The organism is Streptomyces sp. NK08204, from assembly GCF_020400585.1.
GTDB lineage: Bacteria > Actinomycetota > Actinomycetes > Streptomycetales > Streptomycetaceae > Streptomyces.
Genome location: NZ_JAINVF010000017.1, coordinates 56,377 through 82,261, shown reverse-complemented (window position 1 = coordinate 82,261; position 25,885 = coordinate 56,377). Strand labels below are relative to the sequence as shown.

Here is a 25,885-nt window from a genome sequence, read left to right as displayed (position 1 = left end):
ACGAGGAGAGAACGGCGCTATGCCGAAGAACAAGTCGCACAGCGGTGCCAGCAAGCGCTTCAAGGTCACCGGCTCCGGCAAGGTGCTCCGTGAGCGCGCCGGCAAGCGCCACCTGCTCGAGCACAAGTCGTCCCGCGTGACGCGTCGCCTGACCGGCAACGCCGAGATGGCCCCGGGCGACGCCGCGAAGATCAAGAAGCTTCTCGGCAAGTGACGTACCCGGCGCTCGACGTTCTCTGAGCGCCGTACGTCAGGACCGGGACCCAATCGATTCCGGGCCGCGTGAGGACAACCGCGGCCCCGCTACAAGGAGTTAAGAAGTGGCACGCGTCAAGCGGGCAGTCAACGCCCACAAGAAGCGCCGGGCGATCCTCGAGCAGGCCTCCGGCTACCGCGGTCAGCGTTCGCGCCTGTACCGCAAGGCCAAGGAGCAGGTCACCCACTCGCTGGTCTACAACTACAACGACCGCAAGAAGCGCAAGGGCGACTTCCGTCAGCTGTGGATCCAGCGCATCAACGCCGCTGCCCGCGCCAACGGCATCACCTACAACCGCTTCATCCAGGGTCTGAAGGCCGCGAACGTCGAGGTCGACCGCAAGATCCTGGCGGAGCTGGCCGTCAACGACGCGGGTGCTTTCGCCGCCCTCGTCGAGGTCGCGCAGAAGGCGCTGCCGGCGGACGTCAACGCGCCGAAGGCCGCGTGACGCTGCGCTGGCTCTGAGCCGACGTAACTGAAGGACCCGCAGGCTTCACGGCTTGCGGGTCCTGCTGTTGCCGCGGCCCCCGACAGGCAAGATTTCTCCCGAAGGTGAAGAGAAGAGCATGTCCAGCCCCGAGCTGATCTCCCCCCGGTCCGCACGCGTGAGTGCCGCTCGGCGCCTTGCCAAGCGGAACTTCCGGGGCAAGGACCGGCTGTTCCTCGCGGAGGGGCCGCAGGCCGTGCGGGAGGCTGCCGGGCATCGGGCGGCCGGTGGGCAGTCGACGCTCGTGGAACTGTTCGCCACCGTCGAGGCCGCCGAGCGGTACGCCGACATCATCGGGGAGGCGCGCACCGCGGGCGCCCGGGTGCACCTCGCCTCCGAAGAGGTCATCGCCGACATCTCCACCACCGTCACACCGCAGGGACTCGTCGGGGTGTGCCGCTTCCTGGACACGCCGTTCGAGGACGTCCTCGCCGCCCGGCCCAAGCTCGTCGCCGTCCTCGCGCACGTGCGGGACCCCGGGAACGCCGGGACCGTGCTGCGGTGCGCGGACGCCGCCGGCGCCGAGGCAGTGGTCCTCACCGATGCCTCCGTCGACCTGTACAACCCCAAGGCCGTCCGCGCCTCGGTGGGGTCGCTGTTCCACCTGCCGGTCGCCGTGGGCGTGCCCGTCGAGCGGGCCGTGGCGGGGCTGAAGGACGCCGGGGTGCGGATCCTCGCCGCCGACGGCGCCGGGGACCGCGACCTGGACCAGGAGCTGGACAAGGGAAGCATGGGCGGGCCGACCGCCTGGGTGTTCGGCAACGAGGCCTGGGGGCTCCCCGAGGAGACCCGCGCGCTCGCCGACGCCGTCGTACGCGTCCCCATCCACGGACAGGCCGAGAGCCTGAACCTCGCGACGGCCGCCGCCGTATGTCTGTACGCCTCGGCCCGGGCACAGCGCGCCTCCGGAGGGTGCCGCGCCGTCACCGAGAGCTAGTAGGGTGGCGGACTCGGGGCCCTGCGCCGTCTGAGAGGTTGGGGTACGGGGATGAGCGTGGCCGGCACGAGCGCTGCACCGGAAGACCGGGACGCACGCCGCACACCCACGCCCCGACCCGCCGACGCCACCGAGCCCGGGGGCCGCATCGAGGCCGGCGACGGCGCCGGGGCGGAGGCTCGCCCCGAGCCCGGGGGCCGAACCGGGACCAAGACTCACAAGGGAACCGGGGACGCCATCGAGCCCGGGGGCCGCATCGAGGCCGGCGATGGCACCGGGGCTGAGGCTCGCCCCGAGCCCGGGGGCCGAACCGGGACCAAGACTCACAAGGGAACCGGGGACGCCATCGAGCCCGGGGGGCGTACCGGTGTCCGGGGCCGCGCCGAGCCCAGGGGCTGTGTCGAGTCCGGGGGGCGCACGGAGACCGGGGACGCCATCGGGTCCGGGGGGCGCACGGAGACCGGGGACGCCATCGAGTCCGGGGGTCGCACGGAGACCGGGGACGCCATCGGGTCCGGGGGCTGTACCGAGGCCCGGGACCGCGCCGAGCCCCGGAGTCGTACCGAAGCAGAGGATCGCACCGTGGCCGGGGGCCGTACCGAAGTAGTGGCCGGGGGCCGTACCGAAGCGGAGGCTCGCACCGTGGTCGGGGGCTGCACAGAGGTCGGGTTCGGGGTCGATCCCGATCAGTTGCCCGACGGGCTCGTCGTCGCCGACGAGCGTGGCCGGATCGTCTGCTTCAACGCCGCCGCCCAGCGCATCACCGCCGTACCGGCCTCGGAGGCCCTCGGGCAGCCCCTGGAGAAGGTGCTGCCCTTAGAGGACCTGGAGGGGCGGCGCTGGTGGCAGCTCACCGACCCGTACGGGGGGCTCGCGATCCGGGTGCGGCAGCCCGAGCGCAATCTGCTGCTGCCCGGCGGCCGGGAGGTGCTCGTCTCCGCCCGGTACGTGCGCGGCGAGCCCCTGGGCCCCGTGCGGCGCGTCGTCGTCTCGCTCAGGGACACCGAGGCCCGTCGGCGCACCGAACGCAGCCACGCCGAGCTGATCGCGACCGTCGCCCACGAACTGCGCTCGCCGCTGACCTCCGTCAAGGGATTCACCGCCACGCTCCTCGCCAAGTGGGAACGCTTCACCGACGACCAGAAGCGGCTGATGCTGGAGACCGTCGATGCCGACGCCGACCGCGTCACCCGCCTCATCGCCGAGCTCCTCGACATCTCCCGGATCGACTCCGGACGCCTCGAGGTGCGCCGGCAGCCCGTCGACATCGGCGCGGCCGTCTCCCGGCACATCCAGGCGTACGTCGCCGCCGGCCAGCCCGCCGACCGCTTCCTGCTCCGCATCGACCAGCCGCTGCCCGACCTGTGGGCCGACCCCGACAAGATCGACCAGGTGCTGAGCAATCTTCTCGAAAACGCCGTGCGGCACGGCGAAGGAACCGTCACCATTGACGTCACGCCCTCGGCGTCCCCCCGCGAGGGCGAGGAAACCGGTACGTCGGTCACGGTGAGCGACGAGGGGCCCGGCATCCCGGAGGAGTCCATGAACCGCGTCTTCACCCGCTTCTGGCGGGGCAGCAAGCGCGGAGGCACGGGCCTCGGGCTCTACATCGTCAAGGGCATCGTCGAGGCCCACGGCGGCCTCATCACGGTCGGCCGCGCCCCCGGGGGCGGCGCCGAGTTCCGATTTACCCTGCCCGTGAGCGCACCGGCGTATCTCGCCCAGTGAGCCACGGGCGCATTCGCGTTCCCCAACCCCGTTAGACTCGGCCTTTGGCACCTTTGTGTCCTGCACGCGGCCCTCAGCGCCGGTCAAGGGGACCATCAGCCAGCCAATCGGAAGCACGGGAAGAGATGTCGGCACCCAATAAGTCGTACGACCCTGTCGAGGTCGAGGCGTTGAAACCGGAAGAGATCGAGCGCATGCGGGACGAGGCGCTCGCCGCCTTCGCCGCCGCGGACTCCCTCGACGCGCTCCACGAGGCCAAGGTCGCCCACACCGGCCCGGCCTCCCCGCTGGCCCTCGCCAACCGCGAGATCGGCGCCCTGCCCCCGCACGCCAAGGCCGAGGCCGGCAAGCGCGTCGGCATGGCCCGCGGCGGCGTGAACAAGGCCCTCGCGGCCCGCCAGGCCGAGCTCGAGGCGGAGCGTGACGCCCGCGTACTGGTCGAGGAGTCGGTGGACGTCACGCTGCCCTACGACCGCGTCCCGGCCGGCGCCCGGCACCCGCTGACCACGCTCTCGGAGCGCATCGAGGACGTCTTCGTGGCCATGGGCTACGAGGTCGCCGAAGGCCCCGAGGTCGAGGCCGAGTGGTTCAACTTCGACGCCCTCAACATCGGCCCGGACCACCCGGCCCGCGGCGAGGCCGACACCTTCTTCGTGCAGGCCCCGGACGGCGGCGCCGAGTCCGGTGTCGTGCTGCGCACCCACACCTCGCCGGTCCAGATCCGCTCGTTGCTGAACCGCGAGCTGCCGGTCTACGTGATCTGCCCGGGCCGCGTGTACCGCACGGACGAGCTGGACGCCACGCACACCCCGGTCTTCCACCAGGTCGAGCTGCTCGCCGTCGACGAGGGCCTGACCATGTCCGACCTCAAGGGCACCCTGGACCACATGGTCCAGTCGCTGTTCGGCGAGGGAATGAAGACCCGGCTGCGGCCGAACTTCTTCCCCTTCACCGAGCCGTCCGCCGAGATGGACATGGTGTGCTACGTCTGCCGCGGTGAATCCGTCGGCAACCCCGACCGGCCCTGCCGCACCTGCTCCAGCGAGGGCTGGATCGAGCTGGGCGGTTGCGGCATGGTCAACCCGAAGGTGCTGGCCGCCTGCGGCGTCGACCCGGAGAAGTACAGCGGCTTCGCCTTCGGGTTCGGCATCGAACGGATGCTGATGTTCCGCCACAACGTCGAAGACATGCGAGACATGGTCGAGGGTGACGTCCGGTTCACCCGGCCGTTCGGGATGGAGATCTGATGCGGGTCCCGCTTTCTTGGCTGCGGGAGTACGTCGACCTGCCGGCGACCGAAACCGGCCGTGACGTCCAGGCCAAGCTCATTTCGGCAGGCCTCGAGGTCGAGACCGTCGAGCAGCTCGGCGCCGACCTCAAGGGCCCGCTGGTCGTCGGCCAGGTGCTGACCATCGAGGAGCTGGAGGGCTTCAAGAAGCCGATCCGCTTCTGCACCGTCGACGTCGGCCAGGCCAACGGCACCGGTGAGCCCCAGGAGATCGTCTGCGGCGCCCGTAACTTCTCCGTCGGCGACAAGGTCGTCGTGGTCCTGCCGGGCGCCATGCTGCCCGGCGGCTTCGCTATCGCCGCGCGCAAGACGTACGGCAAGGTCTCGCACGGCATGATCTGCTCCAGCGGCGAGCTGGGCATGGGCGAGGACGGCAGCCACGGCATCATCGTGCTGCCGCCGGAGACCGAGGTCGGCAAGGACGCCATCGAGCTGCTCGAACTGGTCGACGAGGTCCTGGACATCGCCGTCACCGCCAACCGCGGCGACTGCCTGTCCATCCGCGGCGTGGCCCGCGAGACCGCGATCGCCTACGGCCTGCCGCTGCGCGACCCGGCCCTGATCGACGTACCGGCCCCGAACGCCTTCGGCTACCCGGTCCAGGTCTCCGACGCCTTCGGCTGCGACCGCTTCACCGCCCGCACCGTCACCGGTCTGAGCCCCGAGGCGCGCTCCCCGATCTGGCTGCAGCGCCGGCTGCAGAAGGTCGGCATGCGCCCGATCTCGCTCGCCGTCGACATCACGAACTACGTGATGATGGAGCTGGGCCAGCCCCTGCACGCCTACGACCGGAAGCTGGTCCAGGGCACCATCGGCGTGCGCCGCGCCGCGGAGGGCGAGAAGATCGTCACCCTCGACGGCGTCGAGCGGAAGCTGCACGCCGAGGACCTGGTCATCACCGACGAGCGGGGCCCGATCGGACTGGCCGGCGTCATGGGCGGCGCCGACACCGAGATCGCCGACCACGACGACGTGGAGAACGCCACGACGGACGTGGTCATCGAGGCCGCCCACTTCGACGCCGTCTCGATCGCCCGTACGGCCCGCCGCCACAAGCTGTCCTCGGAGGCCTCCCGCCGCTTCGAGCGGGGCGTCGACCCGCAGGCCGCCGCCGCGGCGGCCCAGCGCACCGTCGACCTGCTCGTCCTCCTCGCGGGCGGCACGGCCGACGCCGGCGTCACCGAGATCGTCGCCGCCTCCGCCCCGCAGACGATCACGGTCCCGGCCGACCACCCGGACAAGGTCGCGGGCGTGGTCTTCGGCCGCGAGTCCGTCGTCCGCCGCCTCCAGGAGATCGGCTGCGACGTCTACGGACAGGACGAGCTGGTCGTCACCGTGCCGTCCTGGCGGCCCGACCTGACCGAGGCCAACGACCTCGCCGAAGAGGTCATCCGCCTGGAGGGCTACGAGAACCTCCCCTCCACGCTGCCCAAGCTCCCCTCGGGGCGCGGCCTGACCCACCGGCAGCGGCTGCACCGCCGCGTCGGCCGGGCCCTGGCGGGCGCAGGCTACGTCGAGGCGCCGAACTACCCGTTCGTCGGCGAGCAGGTCTTCGACCAGCTCGGTCTGGAGGCCGACGACCCGGCCCGCCGCGTCGTGAAGCTGGTCAACCCGCTCAACGACGAGGAGCCCGCGCTCCGGACGACGCTGCTGCCGGGCCTCCTCGGCGCTCTGCGGCGCAACGACGGCCGGGGCTCGCACGACCTGGCGCTCTTCGAGACCGGCCTGGTCTTCCAGCCGGTCGGGGAGCAGCGCGCCGCCGGGCATCTGCCCGTCGACCGGCGGCCCACCGACGAGGAGATCGCGGAGCTGAACGCGGCGCTGCCCGAGCAGCCGCGGCACGTGGCCGTCGTGCTCGCGGGCGCCCGCGAGCAGGCCGGCTGGTGGGGCAAGGGCCGTCCGGCCGGCTGGGCCGACGCGGTCGAGGCGGCGCGTGTCGTCGCCCGCGAGGCCGGTGCCGAGCTGGTCGTGCGCAAGGGGCAGTACGGCCCGTGGCACCCCGGCCGCTGTGCCGAGCTGGTGGTCGTCGCCGACGGCACGGAGCAGGTCGTGGGCCACGCGGGAGAACTGCACCCGCGCGTCGTCAAGGCCCTGGGCCTGCCCGAGCGCACCTGCGCGATGGAGGTGGACCTGGACGCCCTCGCGGCGGTGGGCGACGGTGTCCCGCAGGCGCCGGGCATCTCCGCCTTCCCGGTCGCCACGCAGGATGTCGCCCTGGTCGTGGACCAGTACGTCCCGCAGGCGGACGTGGAAGCGGCGCTGCGCGAGGGCGCGGGCGAGCTCCTCGAGTCCATCCGGCTGTTCGACGTCTACGAGAACGCCGAGCAGCTGGGCGAGGGCAGGAAGTCGCTGGCGTATGCGCTCCGCTTCAGGGCCGGGGACCGGACGCTGACGGTGGACGAGGCGTCGGCGGCCCGGGACGCGGCGGTCGCCCTGGCGGGCGAGCGCACGGGTGCGGTGCTGAGGGGCTGAGCGCAGCCCCAGGGGTTCTGTGGCCGGCCGGCTGCGGGTTCGCCGTGGTCGGCCGCGCCCACCCGGCGGCGGAGCCGCATATCGGGTCGAGCCCGGCGTCCCTGGAGATGACCCTCACTCTTTCGGGTGGGAACCCGGGGTGATCCGGCCCAGCGGGGTCATGCCCCGTGGACAGAATCGGACCGGTCTTTCGAGGCCGGTCCGACTGCTCTGTCAGCGCCCGCACGGGCACCACAGGCATGATCCGCCTCACGGCACGGGCGCCCGCCGCGCGAGGAGCCGTTCTGCCACGGTCTGGCAGACGCGGCGGTCGCCTGCACGTTCGGCTGCCCCTCGCCCGGCGAACGGGCTCGGCGCGCGCATCATCACCTCCGCCGTGTTTCTTCGCCGTAGGCACCGGGCTGCCGTTCCACGTCCTCCCCGCACTGCTGCGCGAACTCCGGCCGGCCCGCAGGGCTGCGGGCGCCGCGCAGGGCGTGCTGCCGCGGCCCCTCCCGCGGCCCCGGCATCGGCGGGGACCTGGACGAGGCGGTCGCCACCGAGCAGGGGATCCGGATCGTCAGGGGGCCGGATCGGCAGCGGTGACGTACGCGGCCACGGGCTCGACGCGCTCCGCACCGTCGCCGCCGTCCTCGGCAGCGTCCGCGAGGCGGCCCACGACGAGCCCGGACTCCACCGGGTACCGCGCAGACCGGAGCGTGCCCAGGCCCGCCACCCGCGCGAACGGGCCCACCCCCAACACCCCTCGAACAGCGCCCCGGAAACGACAACCCGGGCCCCCTTCCGCTGCCGGCGGAACCGGCGGCCGGTCCCTGCGGCCACCTGCTGCCCGGCGAGTTCCCCATCTGTACACGGACGGCGCGCAGGACGCGAGAGACGCCCGAGCCGCTTCCTCTGTCTGCCGGCAGTGCTGCGCGAGGCCGTACGCCGTCATCCGGTCACTGAGCAGACGCTCCTGCGCACGGTCTTCACCGCACTGCTGGACCACGCGGACGGCACACCGGCCGATGACGTCGCACTCCTTGTCCCGCGCAACGAACGGCGCCCGACCGCCTGGTCGCCTCCGGCCGAGCCGCCGCTGTTCGAGGGGGAGCCGGCGGCTCGGCCGGGCCTCTTGCGAGGCACCCCAGTCAACCCACCCACCACGCTCCGCGACAGCGCGCACACGCCCCGGATGCGCGCACTCGGTTCACACCCCGTGTGAACGGACCCGGACTACTCTGACTGGCACCACGCCATTGGGGGGCCTCCCATGCAGCCCAACACTCTGCTCGACGCGATCCTTGACGAGGCGGGGATCTCGCACGCCGGCCTCGCCGCCCACGTCAACCAGGCCGGCCGCAAACGCGGACTTGCACTGCGGTACGAACACACCGCTGTGGCACGGTGGTTGAAGGGCCAGCGGCCCCGCGGCCAGGTGCCCGACCTGATCTGCGAGGTGCTCGCCGCCCGGCTGCACCGGGCCGTCACCCTGGACGACATCGGGCTCGGTGTGCCCGGCGAGCCGAGCAGTCCGCACGCCGGTTCGCTGTCCGGCTTCGTGGAGCGGGCCACCGCGCTGTGGCGCTCCGACGAACAGCAGCGGCCTCATGTGCTGGGCGCCCCGGCCGTCACCGGCACCCCGGCCGTGATACCGGTGTGGGAGTGGGAGAACCCGCCCGAGGACGTGGACGTCTCACGGGGCGGCCGACACCGGGTCACGCCGGCCGACATCGAGATGCTGCGCTCCGCCCGCACCCACTACGAGCAGATGTACCGCAAGGCCGGCGGCATCGCGACCCGCACCCGCGTCGTCGGCTTCCTGAACGCCGAGGCCGCCCCGCTGCTGCGCGGCAGCTACACCGACGCCACCGGACGCCAACTTCACCGCTCCACAGGTGGGTTGGTGGCGATCGCGGGCATCTGCGCGTACGACTCCGACGCGCACGGACTGGCCCAGCGCTATTTCCACCAGGCGCTGCGGCTGGCGAAGGCCAGTGGGGACCGGGGACTCGGCGCGTACGTGATCGCGCTGCTCGTCAACCAGGCCCTGTTCATGCGGGAGTTCCGGCAGGCCGTCGCCTTCGCGGAGGCCGCGCTGCGTACCGCCGGGAAGCACATCACCCCGGCGCTCGCCTCCGATCTGTACGCGATGCAGGCGAAGGCGTACGCCCACCTGGGCGACTCCGGAAGCGCCCTGTCCGGCATCCGCCGGGCCGAGACGGCCGCGGAGCGCATCCGGCGCGGATACGAGCCCGACGAGACCGGCTACGTCCAGCCCGGTCTGGTCAACGTCCAGGTCGCCGAGGCACTGCTCAGCCTGGGGGAGCTGGCCGCCGCCCGGGAGCATGCGGCGGCGGCGGTGGACAACCCGGCGCACGATCGGGGGCGGGTGCACCGGCTCGCCATGCTCAGCACCGTCGAACTGCGCCAGGGAAACGCCGACGAAGCGGTGGCCACGGCCGTGCAGATGGCCGAGCAGGCCCGCGGGATGGAGTCCCAGCGGCTGCGCGACAGACTGCGCGCAGTGCGTGAGCACCTGGTGCGCAGCGGCTCGGCCGGTACCGCCGAAGCCGCCGAACTCATCGACGGCGCACTGCGCGTACCGCTGTAGGCGCACTGTGACTGCACCGTCCCTGCTGCCATATTGCCCCTTACTCGGCGGAAGGCGGCATAACCGTGCAGTGGACGAAACAGAACGAACAGACCGTGTATGAGAATCGCTGGTTCAGCGTCAATCTCGCAGATGTCGAGCTGCCGGACGGCCGGCACCTCGACCACTTCCTGATCCGGCTGCGGCCCGTGGCCGTGGCCACGGTGGTCAACGAGGCGGACGAGGTCCTCCTGCTGTGGCGCCACCGCTTCATCACCGACAGCTGGGGCTGGGAACTGGCCGCGGGCGTCGTGGAGGACGGCGAGGACATCGCGAGCGCCGCCGCCAGGGAACTGGAGGAGGAGACCGGCTGGCGGCCGGGACCCCTGCGCCACCTCATGACCGTGGAGCCGTCCAACGGCCTCACCGACGCCCGGCACCACATCTACTGGTCCGACCGGGGCGAGTACGTCGGGCATCCCGTGGACGACTTCGAGTCGGACCGGCGGGAATGGGTCCCCCTGAAACTCGTCCCCGACCTGATCGCCCGTGGGGAGGTCCCGGCCGCCAACATGGCGGCTGCGTTACTCCTGCTGCATCACCGGCTCGCCGAGAACTAGCGGCCCAGCACCTGCCAGAGCGTGACGACGAGCGCTCCCAGCGCCGTCAGCGCGGCGACCGACGGCAGCGGCCAGCGTGCGTGTTCCAGGGAGAAGAGGCGGGAGTTCAGCTCGTCCAGTTCCTTGGCGGTCTCCTTGGTGCGGTGACTGAGCAGCGCCAGCCCTCCCTCGACCTGGGCGTAGGCCACATCGAGGCGGCGGCGTAACTCTGCGAGTTCTTCCTGGACCACGGGATGTTCGGATTCGGTGGTCACGGTCTTCGTTCCTCTCTGTTGCCGGATGCGGTCCTTCCGCATCCACTCCATGGCATGAAGAGTGAACTCGCCTGGTGGGCGCGTGGGGAGCGTGTGCGACGGGCATATGCGTGCCCGCCGCGCACACGGTGTGTGAAACGGACGGGCCCGGCACCGCATCCGGTGCCGGGCCCGCGCCGCGTCGCTCCCCGTAGTCGGCCGGTCGGCCGGTTGTGCCGATCAGCCGTAGACGTAGAAGCCGGAGCCGGTCTTGCGGCCCAGCCGGCCCGCCTCGACCATGCGCTGGAGCAGCGGGGGAGCGGCGTACAGGGGCTCCTTGTACTCGGCGTACATCGAGTTGGCGATGGAGACGATGGTGTCCAGGCCGATCAGGTCGGACAGCTTCAGGGGACCCATCGGGTGGGCGCAGCCCATCTCCATGCCGTTGTCGATGTCCTCGCGGCTCGCGATGCCCGACTCGAACATGCGGATCGCGGACAGCAGATAAGGCACGAGCAGCGCGTTGACGACGAACCCGGATCGGTCCTGGGCCCGGATGGCGTGCTTGCCGAGCACCTTCTCGGCGAAGGCCTGGGCGCGGCTGAGGGTGCCCTCGGAGGTGGTGAGCGCCGGGATCAGCTCGACGAGCTTCTGCACCGGGGCCGGGTTGAAGAAATGGATGCCCACGACCTGGTCGGGCCGGGAGGTGGAGACCGCCAGCTTGACCAGAGGGATGGAGGAGGTGTTGGAGGCCAGGATCGCGTCCGGCCGGGTCACCACCTGGTCGAGTACCCGGAAGATCTCGGTCTTCACGGCCTCTCGCTCCACCACGGCCTCGATCACCAGGTCACGGTCGGCGAACTCACCGAGGTCCGTGGTGAAGCTGAGCCGCGCCTGCGTGGCATCCCGCTCCTCCTCGGTGATCTTGCCACGCTCGGCGGCCTTGGCCAGGGAGCTGTACAGCCGGGTACGGCCGATCTCCAGGGCTTCGCCGGTGGTCTCGGCGACCTTCACATCCAGTCCCGCGCGGGCGCACACCTCGGCGATCCCGGCGCCCATCTGGCCGCAGCCCACGACTCCGACGCGCTCGATGTCGGTCACATCGTTCCCTTCGCTGGTTTTGCCGGCTCTCGGGCAGGACCTCGGTCGGGCGCCTGCTCCAAACGTGCACGTTACCGCCAAATATTGATGATCGATCGGCGGGGTGGAGGCATCCTAGGGGCCGATACGATCCGTGATGGAGCGGATCCGGAACGTACGGGGATGTGCGATGAGAGGCATGTCACGGCGGGGCTTCGCCCTGGCGGCGCTGTCGACGCTGGCCACGGGTCCGGCAGCCCGTCCGGCGAGCGCGGCGCCCGGACGGGCACCGGGCGCCGGCGAGATGCGGGGCGTGTGGCTCGCGACCGTCGCGGGTCGTGACTGGCCCTCGCGGCCGGGCCTCACGGCCGCCGCACAGCGGGGCGAGCTGATCGCCCACCTCGACAAGGCGGCCCGCCGCCGCCTCAACACGGTGATCTTCCAGGTGCGGCCCACCGCCGACGCCCTGTGGCCCTCGCCCTACGAGCCCTGGTCCCAGTACCTGACCGGCATCCAGGGGAAGGACCCCGGCTGGGACCCGCTCGGCACGGCGGTGGAGGAGGCCCACGCGCGCGGTCTCGAACTGCACGCCTGGTTCAACCCGTACCGGATCGCGAACCACACCGACCCCGGGCGGCTCGCCGCCTCGCACCCCGCCCGCGCGCACCCGGACTGGGTGGTGCCCTACGCCGGAAAGCTCTACTACAACCCCGGCCTGCCGGCGGTCCGCGCCTTCGTGCAGCGGGCGATGCTCGACGCGGTCGCCCGGTACCCGGTCGACGCCGTCCACTTCGACGACTACTTCTACCCCTACCCGGTCGCCGGGCAGACCTTCGACGACGACGAGGCCTACGACACCTACGGCGGCGCCTTCACCAGCCGGGCCGCCTGGCGGCGCGACAACATCGACGCGCTGGTGCGGGAGATGGCCGCCGGCATCAGGCGGGTCCGGCCCGGCACCCGGTTCGGGATCAGCCCCTTCGGAGTGTGGCGCAACGGCGCCACCGACTCACGGGGCTCCGACACACGCGCGGGTGTGCAGACGTACGACGACCTGTACGCCGACACCCGTACCTGGGTGCGCAACCACTGGATCGACTACATCGTCCCGCAGCTGTACTGGCACATCGGCTCCCCCGCCGCCGACTACCGGACCCTCGCAGCCTGGTGGGCGTCGGTCGTCGAGGGCACGAAGACGCACCTCTACCTGGGGGAGGCGCTGTACAAGGCAGGCGCCGCCGGCCAACCCCCGGCCTGGCAGGACCCGGCCGAGCTGTCCCGGCACCTCACCCTGGCCGCGCACCTTCCGCAGGTGCGCGGGCATGTGTTCTTCGCCGCCCGGGAGGTCGCGGCAGACCCGATCGGGGCGCTGGCGCGAGTGGTCGCCGACCACTACGGCACGCCGGCGGCGCCACCGCGCCGAGCTACTGCTGCTCCCTCGTGTCCTTGTGCTTGACCTGGCAGTCGGGACCCGGGGACATGATCGCCTCGTGCCCGTCCTGGAAGCGCACCCGGTAGGGCGGTTCACCGCCCGACCCCAGTACCTCGACGACTTCCGAGACCTGGTCGTGCTGCCCGACCACCCGGCCGTGCTGGACAAGCTTGTCGCCCTTGGCTGCACGCATCTGCGGGTCCTCCTCACGCTCACGACCGCTGGGTGACGGCAATGCACACGAGCACGGCGACGGCGGTCAGCGGAGCAGCCGCCGTGAAGTGCTCGCCCAGCAACAGCGCCGACCACACCAGTGTGAGCAGCGGCTGAGCCAACTGCAACTGGCTGGCACGGGGGATGCCGATGGCTGCCATCCCCCGGTACCAGACCAGCAGGCCCAAGAAGGTGGAACCCACGGCCACCCACAGCAGGCCCGCCACCCCCTGCGCCGTCAGCCGCACCGGTTCGTACGACAGCGCCAGCGCGGCGGCCGGCACCGTCAGCGGCAGGCACAGCACCAGTGCCCAGCCGATCACCTGCCAGCCCGGCATGACCCGGGCCAGCCGGCCGCCCTCGGTGTAACCGGCCGCACACACCAGCAGGGCCGCGAAGAGGTAACCGTCGGCGGCCGTGAGCGCGCCGCCGCTCTGGCCGACGGTGAAGGCGAGCACGGCCGCCGCGCCCGCCACGGCCGCCAGCCAGAACCGGCGCGAGGGACGGTGGCCCGTGCGCAGGGCGGAGAACGCCGCGGTGGTCAGCGGCAGCAGGCCCACGACGACGGCGGCGTGCGCGGTGGTGGATCTCTGCAGGGCGAGCGTGGTCAGCAGGGGGAAGCCGAGCACCACTCCGGCGGCGACCACGGCGAGACCCGGCAGACGACGCCGCTCGGGCAGCCGCACCCTGAACGCCAGCAGACAGCCGCCCGCCACGAGCGCGGCGAGCACGCTGCGTACGGCCACCAGGGACCAGGGGCCGAAGCTCTCCAGGGCCCAGGAGGTCGAGGGGAAGGTCAGGGAGAAGGCGGTCACGCCGAGGGCGGCCTGGACGGTGCCGAGGGTGGCCGCCCGCTGCTCGCGGTGAGCGGCGACCGCTATCGCACTCGGGGTAGTAGCGCTACTCTGTGTTCTCATGCATGAGCGTAGCAGTGTGGGAGAACTCGCGGAACAGCTGAGAAGAGAGCTGGACCGCTACCCACCTGGTGGAAAGCTGCCGTCGAGCCGGGCCCTGGTCGAGCGGTTCCGGGTGAGCCCGGTGACCGTCTCGCGGGCGCTCGCCCAGCTGGCCGCCGAGGGGTTGGTGGTCACCCGGCCCGGCGCCGGCGCCTTTCGCGCCCGGCCGCACGAGACGCCCGCCCCCGCCGGGGACACCTCCTGGCAGGAGGTTGCGCTGAGCGCCGACGGCAGCCCCGATGTCGCGCCGCGCACGGTGGACGCCTCCGGGGTCACCGTCTCGCTCGCCGCGCCGCAGCCGGGCGTGCTGGAGTTCAGCGGCGGCTATCTGCACCCGTCCCTGCAGCCCGAGCGGGCGCTGGCGGCGGCTCTGGCCCGCGCCGGGCGGCGGCCCGGCGCCTGGGGGAGACCGCCCCTGGAAGGGCTGCCCGAGCTGCGGGAGTGGTTCGCGCGCGGCATCGGCGGGGCCGTCACCGCCGCCGAGGTGCTGATCGCCGCCGGCGGGCAGCCGGCGCTGGCCACCGCCCTGCGCGCGCTCGCCCCGCCCGGCGCTCCGGTGCTCGTGGAGTCACCCACCTACCCGGGCATGCTCGCCCTCGCCCGCGCGGCCGGCCTGCGCCCGGTGCCGGTGCCGGTCGACGCCGAGGGTGTGAGACCGCAGCTGCTCGCGGACGCCTTCAAGGCCAGCGGCGCCCGGGTGTTCGTGTGCCAGCCGCTGTTCCAGAACCCGTCCGGCGCGGTGCTCGCCCCCGGCCGGCGTGCCGAGGTGCTGCACATCGCCCGTGCGGCGGGCGCCTTCGTCATCGAGGACGACTTCGTACGCCGCCTCGGCCACGCGGACTGCGGCCCGCTGCCCCGCCCGCTGGCCGCCGACGACCCGGACGGCGTCGTCGTCCACGTCAGCTCGCTGACCAAGGCGACCTCGCCCAGCTTCCGGGTGAGCGCGCTGGCCGCGCGTGGACCCGTCCTGGAACGTCTGCGCGCCATCCAGGTCGTGGACAGCTTCTTCGTGCCCCGGCCGCTGCAGGAGGCGGCCCTGGAACTCGTCGGCTCCACGGCCTGGCCCCGCCATCTGCGCGCCCTGGCGGCCGAGCTGAAGGCCCGCCGGGACGCCATGACGGCCGCGCTCGGGCTGCACCTGCCCGCGCTCGCCGTGCCGCACGTGCCGTCCGGCGGGTACCAGCTCTGGGTGCGGCTGCCCGACGGCACGGACGAGTCCGCCCTGACCGCCGCCGGACTGCGCGCAGGCGTCGCCGTCACCCCCGGCCGCCCGTACTTCAGTGCCGAACCCCCGGCCCCCCACCTCCGGCTGAGCTTCGCGGCGGTCGCCGGCACCGGGGAGATCACGGAAGGAGTGCGGCGGCTGAAGCAGGCTTGCGACGAGGTGCTCTAGGAGCGCGCGACCAGGCCGCAGGTGAACTCCAGCGACGCGAACAGCTCCGGGGTCAGGCGCACTCCGGTGACGCGGTGGGCGAGGGCGAACGCGGCCTCGGTGTGCAGGTCGGTGTCGCGGTCGTCGGCATCGCTCAGGTCGAAGCCGCACTCGCGCATCTCGGTGAGGAGGCAGTCCGGGGCGTCCCCGTCACGGTCGTGGGCGAACAGCGGCTCGAAGTGCAGGCGTATCGCTCCGTCGCGGAACCAGTAGAAGTGGTCCACCGCGTTGACGTTCCGGAAGTGGGAGACCACCGTGCGGCCCCGGGAGACCGGCAGCATGACGTCGGCCAGGGTGCCCACGAACCCGTTGTACTCGACCATCAGCGTCCAGTCGCCGAGGGCCGCGACGCCGACCAGCGTCTCATCACCGTCGTAGTCGTCCCACGCGTCGTACGACGGCTCGGACAGCCCCGCCACCCCGGTGACCCGCTGGTCCGGTCCGGCCCCCAGCTCCTTGAGCAGCTGCTCGGGCGTGAGCCCCTGGACCAGGGTGACGCAGTAGGCGTCCATCAGATCCGCGTACCGCTCCCTGAGCCACCGGTAGTCCCCGGCCGTCGTGATCTCGCTCATGGGTGCAGCATGCCAGCCCCCACTGACAACGCCCCCAAGACCTGTGAAGATCACGCCATGAACGATGCACCCCTCCTCCCCGACGGCTACGAGTTCTCGGCCGACACCGACCGCGTCGACGTCGACCGCGTCCACCGCTGGCTGTCGACCGACGCGTACTGGGCGATCGACCGGCCCCGCGAGAAGCACGAGCGCGCGATGGCCTCCTCGGTCAACTTCGGCGTGTACGCCACCGCCTCGGGAGAGCAGGTGGCGTACGCGCGCGTGGTCACCGACCGGGCGCTGTTCGCCTGGCTCGCCGACGTGTACGTCGACCCGTCGGTGCGCGGCAAGGGCGTCGGTACGGCGTTCGTGGGCTGCATCCGCGATCACCTGCGGCCCTATGGCCTGCGCCGCTTCCTGCTCGCCACCGAGGACGCGCACGGGGTGTACGAGAAGCTGGGCTTCCGCCCGCTGGAGCAGCCGGACCAGTGGATGGTGCACCGCTACGAGCAGGCGGCGGACCCGTCCACCGCGTGACCGTCAGGCGGTAGCCCCGCGTCCCGCCTTCCAGGTGGCCCTGTCGGGCACCCCTCTTGACCTGCCGACACACGGGGCTCACCATCACCGCATGCCACTGAGGGTGACGTTCGTCGCCGCCGCGCGCAGTTCCCCGCTGCTCGCGGAGCGCTTCGAGGACGACCGGCCGCTGGACCAGGCGGGCTGGGACGAGGTGCAGCGCGCCGCCGGGGTCCTGCTGCCGCTGGCGGCGGCCGAGCTGCGCTACTGCTCACCGACCCCGCGCAGCCGGGCCACCGGCGACGCCCTGGGGTACGCCCCGCTGGTCCAGCTCGCGCTGCGCGACTGTGACATGGGCCGCTGGCGCGGGCTGACCCTGGGTGAGGCGATGGCCCGCGAGCCGGATGCGGTGGACGCCTGGCTCGCCGATCCGCGCTCCACGCCGCACGGCGGCGAGTCGCTGCTGGCCTTCATCACCCGCGTCGGCGGCTGGCTCGGCACGCGGCCGGTGGGCGACGGCGGGCGGATCGTCGCCGTGGCCGAGCCGTCGGTGATCCGCGCCGCCCTGGTCTACGCCCTGAAGGCGCCGCCCGCGACCTACTGGAACATCGACGTACGCCCGCTGTCGGCGGTCACCGTCACGGGCCGCGCAGGCCGCTGGAACCTCCGCCTGGACGGCGTCCTCGCTCAGCCCTCGTGCAGGTGACCGCTGCTGGGCACCAGGTCCTTCGCCGGGCCGCCGACCCGCAGGCCGGCCGTGCACGCGTGCTCGACGGCACACCGGCCGCCGTCAGGTCCGGCGAGCGGGAGGGCCGCCCGTCGGTGAACCGCAGGTCCGCCCTGCCCGGTGTGCCGCCCGCGGGAACCGCAGGGCCCGTGCCGCCGGCCGGGCCGCACCCTGCCGGGTGAAGGTGCTGACTGGCGTGCGCAGCAGTCCGGCGAGGCAGTCCGGCACGTCGGAACGGGCCGGATGCGGGCCGTCACCGCCCCTTCCGGGCTCTGCGGAAGGGGCCGTCCGGGGACTCCGCCGGACTCCTGCGCTCCTCCTGCGCTCCTCCTGCGCTCCGCCTGCGCTCCTCCTGCGCTCCGCCTGCGCTCCGCCTGCGCTCCGCCTGCGCTCCGCCTGCGCCCGGATCTCCTGGTGCGCGGCACGGCTGTTGGCCCGGAAGGCTTCCTCGTATGCCGCGCCCGGACCGGCGCCGGACGCCCCACGGCGCCGGACGCCCCACGGCGCCGGACGCCCCACGGCGCCGGACGCCCCACGGCGCCGGACGCCCCACGGCGCCGGACGGCACGCGCGAGCAGCGTGAGGAGCGCCAGTGCGGTGGCGAAGGAGCCGAACACGATCAGGTACGGCAGCACGGCATCCTGGCGCCGAGCGTACGGGCCTCGTCCCCAGGGTCAGGCGGAGCCGGCCGTGGTCGGTGCGGGCTGCTGTCCGAGCGGCAGCAGGCCGCGCTCGGCGAACACCTTCTTCGCGGCGAAGGTGGCGTTGAGCGCCTTCGGTATGCCGCAGTAGACCGCCGAGTGCAGCAGCGCCTCGGTGATCTGCTCCGGTGTGAGGCCCACGTTGAGGGCCGCGTTCACGTGCACGTCCAGCTGGGCCTCGCAGCCGCCGAGCGCGGTGAGCATGCCCAGGGTGACCAACTGGCGGTCGCGCGGGGCCAGTCCGGGCCGGTCGTAGATCTCCCCGAACGCCCAGGCGACGATCTGGTGCCCCAGCTCGGGGTTGATGTCGGCGAGCGAGTCCACGACCCGCTGCCCCGCCTCGCCGTCGACCTTCTTCAGGACCTCCAGGCCGTGGGTGAAACGCTCGTCGCGGGTCGTGCTCCGGCTCATGTCGGCTCGTCCGTTCCCGGCTGCCCGTCGAGGAGCAGCCGCTCATAGTGGTCGATCTTCTGGTCCAGCGCGGTCGCGTTGCGGCGCAACGTCCGGATGCGGTCGGCCAGTTGGGCCCGGTGCTCACGCAGCATCGCCAGCCGGCCGGCGACCGTCGCGTCCCCCGCCGCCCGCAGCTGTGCGAAGCGCTGCATGTCGGCGATCGACATGCCGGTCTCGCGCAGCCGCAGCAGGAACTCCAGCCAGGCCAGGTCCGCGGCCTGATAGCGCCGCTGGTTGCCGGTGGTGCGGCCGACCCGCTCGATCAGGCCCGCCTTCTCGTAGTAGCGCAGCGTGTCGTGCGTGAGGCCGGTGCGCTCGGCGACCTGGGCGATGGTCAACGTGATGTCCCCGGGTTCACGGCCTTGCGGGAGGGGTTGTCCGCTGGTCATGACAAGAACCGTAAAACCTGGAGTGCACTCCAGGTCAAGTGCCTTCGCGGACCCCGGCGGATCACCTCCCGGTGGGCTGGACGATGTGACCGAGATGTCTGGTTGGCGCATCTCGGTCTGAGCGATGCAGGTCAGGCTGGCTTGGAGAATTCTTGTCGGCACATCTTGAGCGGGGGTGGTTGGCACCTCGAAGGCGCGGATGCTCACTGTGCGTGAGTGCCGATGAGAGCCGAGGCTCAGATTGAGAGCGTGAACCCCAACCTTGCAGTGCGCTCGATGGTGATGAACCCCTGGATGAGAGTGATGGGGTCGCCTTCGGGGGCGCGTGTCGCCACGGCGATTAGCGCTGGTCACGGCTCCGCGGGCGGGCGAGGCGTTCGAGTCCTGGGTGGACCGGGTGGCATGCGTGAACCGGTGTCCGCCGACTGTCAGATGCCTCCAGCACCTCGATCCGCCGCGTCAGCCTGACGGTACTTTCGTATGGTCGCCACGAGCTGATGCGCAGCTCGACCGCTCCACGCATGAGGCGAACGTTCTCGAGGCCGTCGGCTGGGGACGCGAGATCACCACAGAACTCGCGTGCGAGCCGACCAGGCTCCGGTACCCTCACAGGACGCAGTCGCCGCCCACGGCCGTCGTCCCGGGAGCCAAGTGACGGGATCCGGGGACTTCCCTGACCTCACGCCCACGCCGGCTGCAAGATGTGCGCAACCGTTTCCAGGAGATGCACGCCACCGGTTCCAGCACTTGGCACCTCCACCGAGGACGGCCGCGGCGCCGGCAACGGGTTCCCGCAGGGTCGGCCCGATGTCCTGCGCGAAGTACGGACTGGAGGTTCCGGTCGACGGCGGAGGCCCAACACCAATGATCACCGGAGTCACCAGGGGGAGCCCGCAGCATGACCGCCACCACGGAGGCCCTTGGCGAGTCGGCTGCAGTCGACGAGGCAGCACGAAGCGTCACGCGCCCGTTCTACGTATACGCCGTGCTCGCCAACTCGCTGTTCCAGCGCGGTGTGTTCGTCCTCTTCCTTCAGCAGCGAGGCTTCTCCGCCGGGCAAGTGGCCCTCCTTCAGACTCTGATCTACCTGGTCAGCGGACTTGCGGAGTTGCCGACGGGAGTCATCGCTGACCGAATCGGCAGGCGTGCCAGCATCGTGATCGGCCAGGTGCTGATAGCTGGATGCCTGCTCGGTCAGGTGACGTCCCCCAACTACTGGGTGTTCCTGACGCTGTTCATCGGCCAGGGCGTGGGCATGGCATGTGTATCCGGTTCGGACACCGCCCTGTTGTACGACCTGCTCGTGCGTCGTGGCGCAACGGCCGGCTACGTCAAGATCAAGTCCCGGTACACCATGCTCGGGACGGTCACCTCGGGAGTCGCCATCGTCCTCGGCGGCCAACTGCAGCAGTTTTCCTGGGGAATCGTCTACGCCGGTTCGGCGTCGTGCCTCGTCCTGGCCGTGGTGGTGCTGATGTCACGGGTGCCCGAGATCCGCGGCTCGGACGCGGTGGACGAGCAGGACGGAGCCGAGAAGGAGCACGGCGACGCCACAGCATGGCGGGCGATGCTTCGGGTCGCAACGCCGGCGCTCGTGACGCTTGTCGTGGTGTCCGGATTGATGCATGCGACGTTGACGCCGTACATCATTTTTACGCAGAAGACCCTCTCCGATCAGGGAGCGGGCACCGCATTGGTCAGCGTGGTCATATCGGCGGGATTCTTCGTCGGTGGACTCGTTCCCTTGCTGTCGGACCGCGCGAACCGGCGCATCGGGTATCGGGTCATCGTCCCGGTGTCTCTCCTGACGCTCGCCGTGGCACTCGGCCTGAGCGGCCTCGGCCTTGTCTGGGTCACCATCGCCGCGTTCCTGGTCCTGGTCGGAATTCCCGAGATCACCGCCGTGCTCGTGGACAACGTGCTCAACGAGGCGGTGCCGTCGCGCCACCGGGCGAGCCTGCTGTCCATGATCGCATTCGTGGAGTCGGTGCTCATCGGCACCGGCTATCTCGCCCTCGGCACGCTCATGGACGGGTTGGGCTCCAGTGTCGGCATGGCCACCTACGCCGCGGTCCCCCTGCTGGCATGTCTCCTGTGGCTCCCGGTGCTCTTCCGAGGGGCGCGGGTGACCACCGGGATCGAGAAGCCCGCCCATCAAAAGGCATCCTGAAACAGGCCATCTCGAGCGACGCCCCTGCCCGATGGCGGGGGCGTCCCGGATCGGCCAGCAGACCCTGCCGTCGCCCACCTGCCATGTCGAGCTCCACCGGCGTACCCAGTCATCGCCGAGCCTCAGCAGATTCCGCAGCCCCGCGTCCCCGTCGTACGCCATGACAAGCCGGTCCAGACGACGTGAATCCGACGCGACCTTCGCGATCGTTGCCTCGCCCACCAAGACGTGCCAACCGGCGCGCTCCCCCTGTGCCGACCAAGAAACTCGGTCGCACCGGACGGAGGCGATGCCGAAAAGGTTGATTGCATAAAAGTGCAGCGATACGTATAGTCATGCCATCAAGAGGAGGGTGACATGGCGGTACGTGCGGCGGTGGCCGGAGCGAGCGGGTATGCGGGCGGAGAACTCCTGCGCCTGCTCCTTGCGCATCCCGAGGTCGAGATCGGTGCCCTGACCGGAAACTCCAACGCCGGCCAGTGGCTCGGTGCGCTCCAGCCGCACCTGCTTCCGCTGGCCGACCGCGTGCTGGAGGAGACCACGGCCGAGGCCCTCGCCGGGCACGACGTCGTCTTCCTCGCACTGCCGCACGGGCAGTCCGCCGCCGTGGCCGAACAGCTCGGCCCCGACGTCCTCGTCGTCGACATGGGCGCCGACTTCCGGCTCGAGGACCCGGCCGACTGGGAGACCTTCTACGGCTCCCCGCACGCCGGCACCTGGCCCTACGGCCTTCCCGAACTTCCGGGCGCCCGCGCAGCGCTGGAGGGGTCCAAGCGCATCGCGGTGCCCGGTTGCTACCCGACCGCGGTCACCCTCGCCCTGCTTCCGGCCTACGCCGCCCGGCTCGCCGAGCCGGAGGCCGTCGTCGTCGCCGCCTCCGGCACCTCCGGCGCGGGCAAGGCGCCCAAGACGCACCTGCTCGGCAGCGAGGTCATGGGCTCCATGACGCCGTACGGCGTCGGCGGCGGCCACCGGCACACCCCCGAGATGATCCAGAACCTCAGCAGGGCCGCCGGGCAGCGGATCTCCGTCTCCTTCACGCCGACCCTCGCGCCGATGTCCCGCGGCATCCTCGCCACGTGCAGCGCCAAGGCCGTCGCGGGAGTGACGCAGGAGTCCGTGCGCGCCGTGTACGAGAAGGCCTACGCCGACGAGCCGTTCGTCCACCTCCTCCCCGAGGGCCAGTGGCCCGCGACCGCGTCGGTCCAGGGCTCCAACGCCGTTCAGGTGCAGGTCGCCCACGACGTCGCGGCCGGCCGCGTCATCGCGATCAGCGCCATCGACAACCTGACCAAGGGCACCGCCGGTGGTGCCGTCCAGAGCATGAACATCGCCCTGGGTCTCGACGAGACCACCGGGCTTTCCACGATCGGAGTCGCACCGTGAGCGTCACGGCAGCCAAGGGATTCACGGCCGCGGGGATCGCCGCCGGGATCAAGCAGAACGGCAACCCCGACCTGGCCCTCGTGGTCAACGACGGGCCCCGCCGTGCCGCCGCGGGCGTCTTCACCTCCAACCGTGTGAAGGCCGCGCCGGTGCTGTGGTCCGAGCAGGTCATGAAGAGCGGCCAGGTCACCGCCGTCGTCCTCAACTCCGGCGGCGCCAACGCCTGCACCGGCCCCAAGGGCTTCCAGGACACCCACGCCACCGCAGAGAAGGCGGCCGAGGTGCTCGGCCGCGGTGCCATCGAGGTCGCCGTCTGCTCCACGGGCCTGATCGGCGTGCTGCTGCCGATGGACAAGGTCCTCACCGGCGTCGAGAAGGCCGCCGCCCAGCTCTCCGAGCACGGCGGCGAGAAGGCCGCCATCGCCATCAAGACCACCGACACCGTCCACAAGACGGCCGTGGCGACCCGCGACGGCTGGACCGTCGGAGGCATGGCCAAGGGTGCCGGCATGCTCGCCCCCGGCCTCGCCACCATGCTGGTCGTCCTCACCACCGACGCCGACCTGGACGCCGAGGTGCTCGACCGGGCGCTGCGCGCGGCGACCAAGGTCACCTTCGACCGGGTCGACTCCGACGGCTGCATGTCCACCAACGACACCGTGCTGCTGCTCTCCTCCGGTTCCTCCGGCATCACCCCCGCGTACGAGGAGTTCGCCGAGGCCGTACGCCAGGTCTGCGACGACCTCGGCCGGCAGCTCATCGGCGACGCCGAGGGCGCCGGCAAGGACATCAAGGTCGAGGTGATCAACGCCGCGACCGAGGAGGACGCCGTCGAGGTGGGCCGCTCCATCGCCCGCAACAACCTCCTCAAGTGCGCCATCCACGGCGAGGACCCCAACTGGGGCCGTGTCCTGTCCGCGATCGGCACCACCAGGGCCGCCTTCGAACCGGACCAGCTCAACGTCGCCATCAACGGCGTCTGGGTCTGCAAGAACGGTTCCGTCGGCGAGGACCGCGAACTGGTCGACATGCGCTACCGCGAGGTGCACATCGTCGCCGACCTCGCCGCGGGCTCCGAGACCGCGACCATCTGGACCAACGACCTCACCGCCGACTACGTCCACGAGAACAGCGCCTACTCCTCATGAGCAACGGAACGACGCGCAGGCACACCGCCCTGCCCAAGGCCCAGATCCTCATCGAGGCCCTGCCCTGGCTGACCCGGCACCACGGCAAGGTCGTCGTCATCAAGTTCGGCGGCAACGCCATGGTGAACGAGGAGCTGAAAGCCGCCTTCGCCCAGGACGTCGTCTTCCTGCGGCACGCCGGCCTCAAGCCGGTCGTCGTGCACGGCGGCGGCCCGCAGATCAGCGCCGCCCTCGACCGGTACGGCATCGTCAGCGAGTTCAAGGCGGGGCTCAGGGTCACCACCGAGGACGCCATGGACGTCGTACGGATGGTGCTGGCCGGGCAGGTGCAGCGCGAGCTGGTCGGACTGCTCAACCAGCACGGCCCGCTCGCGGTAGGCCTCACCGGCGAGGACGCGCACACCATCACCGCCACCAGGCACCGGCCCCAGATCGACGGCGAACCCGTCGACATTGGGCGGGTCGGCGAGATCACCTCGATCGACACGGGCGCCATCGAGGCCCTGCTCGCCGACGGCCGGATCCCGGTCGTCTCCTCCATCGCCCGTTCCCAGGACGCCTCTGACACAAGGGGCCAGGTCTACAACGTCAATGCTGATACGGCGGCTGCGGCACTCGCTGCGGCACTGGGCGCCGAAACCCTCATGGTCCTCACCGACGTCGAGGGACTCTACGAGGACTGGCCGGACTCCGACGAGGTGATCAGCCGACTCACCGCTTCCCAGCTGGAAAAGCTGCTGCCGGAGCTGTCCTCCGGGATGGTGCCGAAGATGGAGGGCTGTCTGCACGCCGTGCGCAACGGCGTGACGACCGCCCGCGTCATCGACGGCCGGGTCCAGCACTCGATCCTGCTGGAGATCTTCACCGACGAGGGCATCGGCACCATGGTCGTGCCCGACGACATCACGGACGAGCAGGGGGAGTCGTGAGCAACCAGGAGCTGACCGCGCGCTGGCAGGGCGCGCTCATGAACAACTACGGCACCCCGCGGCTGCCCCTCGTCAGGGGTGAGGGCGCGAAGCTCTGGGACGCCGACGGCAAGCAGTACCTCGACTTCGTCGGCGGCATCGCGGTCAACGCGCTCGGCCACGCCCACCCGGCCGTCGTCGAGGCCGTGAGCCGGCAGATCGCCTCCCTCGGCCATGTCTCCAACCTCTTCATCGCCGAGCCGCCCGTCGCGCTCGCCGAGCGGCTGCTCCAGCTCTTCGGCCGGGACGGCAGGGTCTACGTCTGCAACTCGGGCGCCGAGGCCAACGAGGGCGCCTTCAAGATCGGCCGGCTGACCGGGCGGCGGCACATGGTGGCGACCACCGGCGGCTTCCACGGCCGCACGATGGGCGCTCTCGCACTGACCGGCCAGCCCGGCAAACAGGCGCCGTTCCTGCCGCTGCCCGGCGACGTCACCCACGTCCCGTACGGCGACGCGCAGGCACTGGCAGCCGCCGTGACCGAGGAGACGGCCCTCGTCGTCATCGAGCCGATCCAGGGCGAGAACGGTGTCGTCGTGCCCCCGGCCGGCTATCTGAAGGCGGCCCGCGCGATCACCGCCGCCACCGGCGCGCTCCTCGTCCTGGACGAGGTGCAGACCGGCATCGGCCGCACCGGCACCTGGTTCGAGTACCAGGCCCACGAGGGTGTGCTGCCCGACGTCGTCACGCTCGCCAAGGGGCTCGGCGGCGGGCTGCCGCTCGGCGCCACCGTCGCCTTCGGCCGGGCCGCCGAGCTGCTCCAACCCGGCCAGCACGGCACGACCTTCGGCGGCAACCCCGTCGCCTGCGCGGCCGGACTCGCCGTCCTCGACACGATCGCGAACGAGGCGTTGCTGGAGAACGTCAAGCGGCAGAGCGCGGCGTTGCGGGACGGCATCGAGGCGCTGGGCCACCCGTTGATCGACCACGTCCGGGGTGCCGGTCTGCTGCTGGGTATCGTGCTCACCGGGCCGCACGCATCGCAGGTGCAGCAGGCGGCCCAGGAGGCCGGGTTCCTGGTGAACGCGCCCGCTCCCGACGTCGTGCGGCTCATGCCGCCGCTGAACCTGGCCGACGACGAGGCAGGCGCCTTCCTCCAGGCACTGCCCGGCATCCTCGAGGCAGCGAACCCAGTGGATGGGGACGGACGATCCGGAGAATGAGACG

General features: G+C 71.6%; 25 protein-coding genes. 17 read left to right on the top strand and 8 right to left on the bottom strand.

What is annotated here, in order from left to right; all coding sequences use genetic code 11:
- Positions 1-19: 19 nt before the first annotated feature.
- From rpmI to pheT, 6 genes are all read left to right on the top strand, one after another.
- Positions 20-214, top strand: a complete 195-nt coding sequence (gene rpmI, locus K7G59_RS23840) for a 50S ribosomal protein L35 (protein WP_004933563.1) — start codon at positions 20-22, stop codon at positions 212-214.
- Positions 215-320: 106 nt separating this feature from the next.
- Positions 321-704: a 50S ribosomal protein L20 gene (rplT, locus tag K7G59_RS23835; RefSeq protein WP_055492778.1), complete on the top strand. Its 384-nt coding sequence runs from the start codon at positions 321-323 to the stop codon at positions 702-704.
- A gap of 118 nt (positions 705-822) precedes the next feature.
- Positions 823-1,680 (top strand): RNA methyltransferase, encoded by an 858-nt coding sequence (locus tag K7G59_RS23830; RefSeq protein WP_225837480.1) that lies wholly within the window; start codon positions 823-825, stop codon positions 1,678-1,680.
- A 642-nt stretch (positions 1,681-2,322) separates the two neighbouring features.
- Positions 2,323-3,408 (top strand): ATP-binding protein, encoded by a 1,086-nt coding sequence (locus tag K7G59_RS23825; RefSeq protein ID WP_225837577.1) that lies wholly within the window; start codon positions 2,323-2,325, stop codon positions 3,406-3,408.
- Between the two features lie 125 nt (positions 3,409-3,533).
- Entirely contained in the window at positions 3,534-4,655 is a 1,122-nt protein-coding gene (pheS, locus tag K7G59_RS23820) for a phenylalanine--tRNA ligase subunit alpha (RefSeq protein ID WP_225837478.1), read from the top strand.
- Complete coding sequence (gene pheT / locus K7G59_RS23815; RefSeq protein WP_225837476.1) at positions 4,655-7,168, top strand: phenylalanine--tRNA ligase subunit beta; 2,514 nt, start codon at positions 4,655-4,657, stop codon at positions 7,166-7,168. The genes pheS and pheT overlap by 1 nt, the downstream gene beginning before the upstream one ends.
- 559 nt (positions 7,169-7,727) lie before the next feature.
- Here pheT and K7G59_RS35095 read toward each other — a convergent pair.
- Positions 7,728-7,901 (bottom strand): hypothetical protein, encoded by a 174-nt coding sequence (locus K7G59_RS35095; protein WP_308295081.1) that lies wholly within the window; start codon positions 7,899-7,901, stop codon positions 7,728-7,730.
- Between the two features lie 519 nt (positions 7,902-8,420).
- Here K7G59_RS35095 and K7G59_RS23805 point away from each other — a divergent pair.
- Together K7G59_RS23805 and K7G59_RS23800 are read left to right on the top strand one after the other, a co-directional pair.
- On the top strand, positions 8,421-9,761 hold the full coding sequence (locus K7G59_RS23805) for a transcriptional regulator (protein ID WP_225837474.1): 1,341 nt from the start codon (positions 8,421-8,423) through the stop codon (positions 9,759-9,761).
- Positions 9,762-9,826: 65 nt separating this feature from the next.
- Positions 9,827-10,360 (top strand): NUDIX hydrolase, encoded by a 534-nt coding sequence (locus K7G59_RS23800; protein WP_225837472.1) that lies wholly within the window; start codon positions 9,827-9,829, stop codon positions 10,358-10,360.
- Here the strand turns inward: K7G59_RS23800 and K7G59_RS23795 are convergent.
- Together K7G59_RS23795 and K7G59_RS23790 are read right to left on the bottom strand one after the other, a co-directional pair.
- On the bottom strand, positions 10,357-10,614 hold the full coding sequence (locus K7G59_RS23795; protein WP_225837469.1) for a hypothetical protein: 258 nt from the start codon (positions 10,612-10,614) through the stop codon (positions 10,357-10,359). The two genes, K7G59_RS23800 and K7G59_RS23795, sit on opposite strands and share 4 nt — an antisense overlap.
- 219 nt (positions 10,615-10,833) lie before the next feature.
- A complete protein-coding gene (locus K7G59_RS23790) occupies positions 10,834-11,694 on the bottom strand; it encodes a 3-hydroxybutyryl-CoA dehydrogenase (protein ID WP_225837467.1) in 861 nt (286 codons plus the stop codon).
- Positions 11,695-11,863: 169 nt separating this feature from the next.
- Between K7G59_RS23790 and K7G59_RS23785 the strand changes: the two genes are divergently transcribed.
- Positions 11,864-13,129, top strand: coding sequence for a glycoside hydrolase family 10 protein (locus tag K7G59_RS23785; protein ID WP_374114267.1), 1,266 nt, complete (start codon positions 11,864-11,866; stop codon positions 13,127-13,129).
- On the opposite strand, the gene K7G59_RS23780 is transcribed toward K7G59_RS23785, so the two are convergent.
- The gene (locus tag K7G59_RS23780) at positions 13,098-13,298 is read right to left on the bottom strand and encodes a DUF1918 domain-containing protein (RefSeq protein WP_225837463.1); all 201 of its coding nucleotides are present in this window, start codon (positions 13,296-13,298) and stop codon (positions 13,098-13,100) included. The genes K7G59_RS23785 and K7G59_RS23780 overlap by 32 nt on opposite strands.
- 19 nt (positions 13,299-13,317) lie before the next feature.
- Positions 13,318-14,235 (bottom strand): DMT family transporter, encoded by a 918-nt coding sequence (locus tag K7G59_RS23775; RefSeq protein ID WP_225837461.1) that lies wholly within the window; start codon positions 14,233-14,235, stop codon positions 13,318-13,320.
- On the opposite strand from K7G59_RS23775, the gene K7G59_RS23770 reads away from it, so the two are divergent.
- Positions 14,234-15,667, top strand: coding sequence for a PLP-dependent aminotransferase family protein (locus tag K7G59_RS23770; RefSeq protein ID WP_225837459.1), 1,434 nt, complete (start codon positions 14,234-14,236; stop codon positions 15,665-15,667). The two genes, K7G59_RS23775 and K7G59_RS23770, sit on opposite strands and share 2 nt — an antisense overlap.
- On the opposite strand, the gene K7G59_RS23765 is transcribed toward K7G59_RS23770, so the two are convergent.
- Positions 15,664-16,278: a DUF6461 domain-containing protein gene (locus K7G59_RS23765; protein ID WP_225837457.1), complete on the bottom strand. Its 615-nt coding sequence runs from the start codon at positions 16,276-16,278 to the stop codon at positions 15,664-15,666. The genes K7G59_RS23770 and K7G59_RS23765 overlap by 4 nt on opposite strands.
- Positions 16,279-16,335: 57 nt before the next feature.
- Here K7G59_RS23765 and K7G59_RS23760 point away from each other — a divergent pair, with 57 nt between their 5' ends.
- Positions 16,336-16,797 carry a GNAT family N-acetyltransferase gene (locus K7G59_RS23760; RefSeq protein ID WP_225837455.1) on the top strand — a complete coding sequence of 154 codons (462 nt, stop codon included), beginning with the start codon at positions 16,336-16,338 and terminating at the stop codon, positions 16,795-16,797.
- 91 nt (positions 16,798-16,888) lie between these two features.
- Positions 16,889-17,482 carry a histidine phosphatase family protein gene (locus K7G59_RS23755; RefSeq protein WP_225837453.1) on the top strand — a complete coding sequence of 198 codons (594 nt, stop codon included), beginning with the start codon at positions 16,889-16,891 and terminating at the stop codon, positions 17,480-17,482.
- A gap of 695 nt (positions 17,483-18,177) precedes the next feature.
- Here the strand turns inward: K7G59_RS23755 and K7G59_RS23750 are convergent.
- Both K7G59_RS23750 and K7G59_RS23745 read right to left on the bottom strand, forming a co-directional pair.
- The gene (locus K7G59_RS23750; protein WP_225837451.1) at positions 18,178-18,615 is read right to left on the bottom strand and encodes a carboxymuconolactone decarboxylase family protein; all 438 of its coding nucleotides are present in this window, start codon (positions 18,613-18,615) and stop codon (positions 18,178-18,180) included.
- A complete protein-coding gene (locus tag K7G59_RS23745; protein WP_225837449.1) occupies positions 18,612-19,046 on the bottom strand; it encodes a MerR family transcriptional regulator in 435 nt (144 codons plus the stop codon). The genes K7G59_RS23750 and K7G59_RS23745 overlap by 4 nt, the downstream gene beginning before the upstream one ends.
- Positions 19,047-19,944: 898 nt before the next feature.
- Between K7G59_RS23745 and K7G59_RS23740 the strand changes: the two genes are divergently transcribed.
- From K7G59_RS23740 to K7G59_RS23720, 5 genes are all read left to right on the top strand, one after another.
- Positions 19,945-21,216: an MFS transporter gene (locus K7G59_RS23740; protein ID WP_225837448.1), complete on the top strand. Its 1,272-nt coding sequence runs from the start codon at positions 19,945-19,947 to the stop codon at positions 21,214-21,216.
- 357 nt (positions 21,217-21,573) lie between these two features.
- Positions 21,574-22,602 carry an N-acetyl-gamma-glutamyl-phosphate reductase gene (gene argC, locus K7G59_RS23735; protein ID WP_225837446.1) on the top strand — a complete coding sequence of 343 codons (1,029 nt, stop codon included), beginning with the start codon at positions 21,574-21,576 and terminating at the stop codon, positions 22,600-22,602.
- Positions 22,599-23,750, top strand: coding sequence for a bifunctional glutamate N-acetyltransferase/amino-acid acetyltransferase ArgJ (gene argJ / locus K7G59_RS23730; protein WP_225837444.1), 1,152 nt, complete (start codon positions 22,599-22,601; stop codon positions 23,748-23,750). Before argC ends, argJ begins: the two co-directional genes overlap by 4 nt.
- Positions 23,747-24,679 (top strand): acetylglutamate kinase, encoded by a 933-nt coding sequence (gene argB / locus K7G59_RS23725; RefSeq protein WP_225837443.1) that lies wholly within the window; start codon positions 23,747-23,749, stop codon positions 24,677-24,679. Before argJ ends, argB begins: the two co-directional genes overlap by 4 nt.
- Positions 24,676-25,881 carry an acetylornithine transaminase gene (locus K7G59_RS23720; RefSeq protein ID WP_225837441.1) on the top strand — a complete coding sequence of 402 codons (1,206 nt, stop codon included), beginning with the start codon at positions 24,676-24,678 and terminating at the stop codon, positions 25,879-25,881. Before argB ends, K7G59_RS23720 begins: the two co-directional genes overlap by 4 nt.
- The last annotated feature ends 4 nt before the right edge of the window (positions 25,882-25,885 follow it).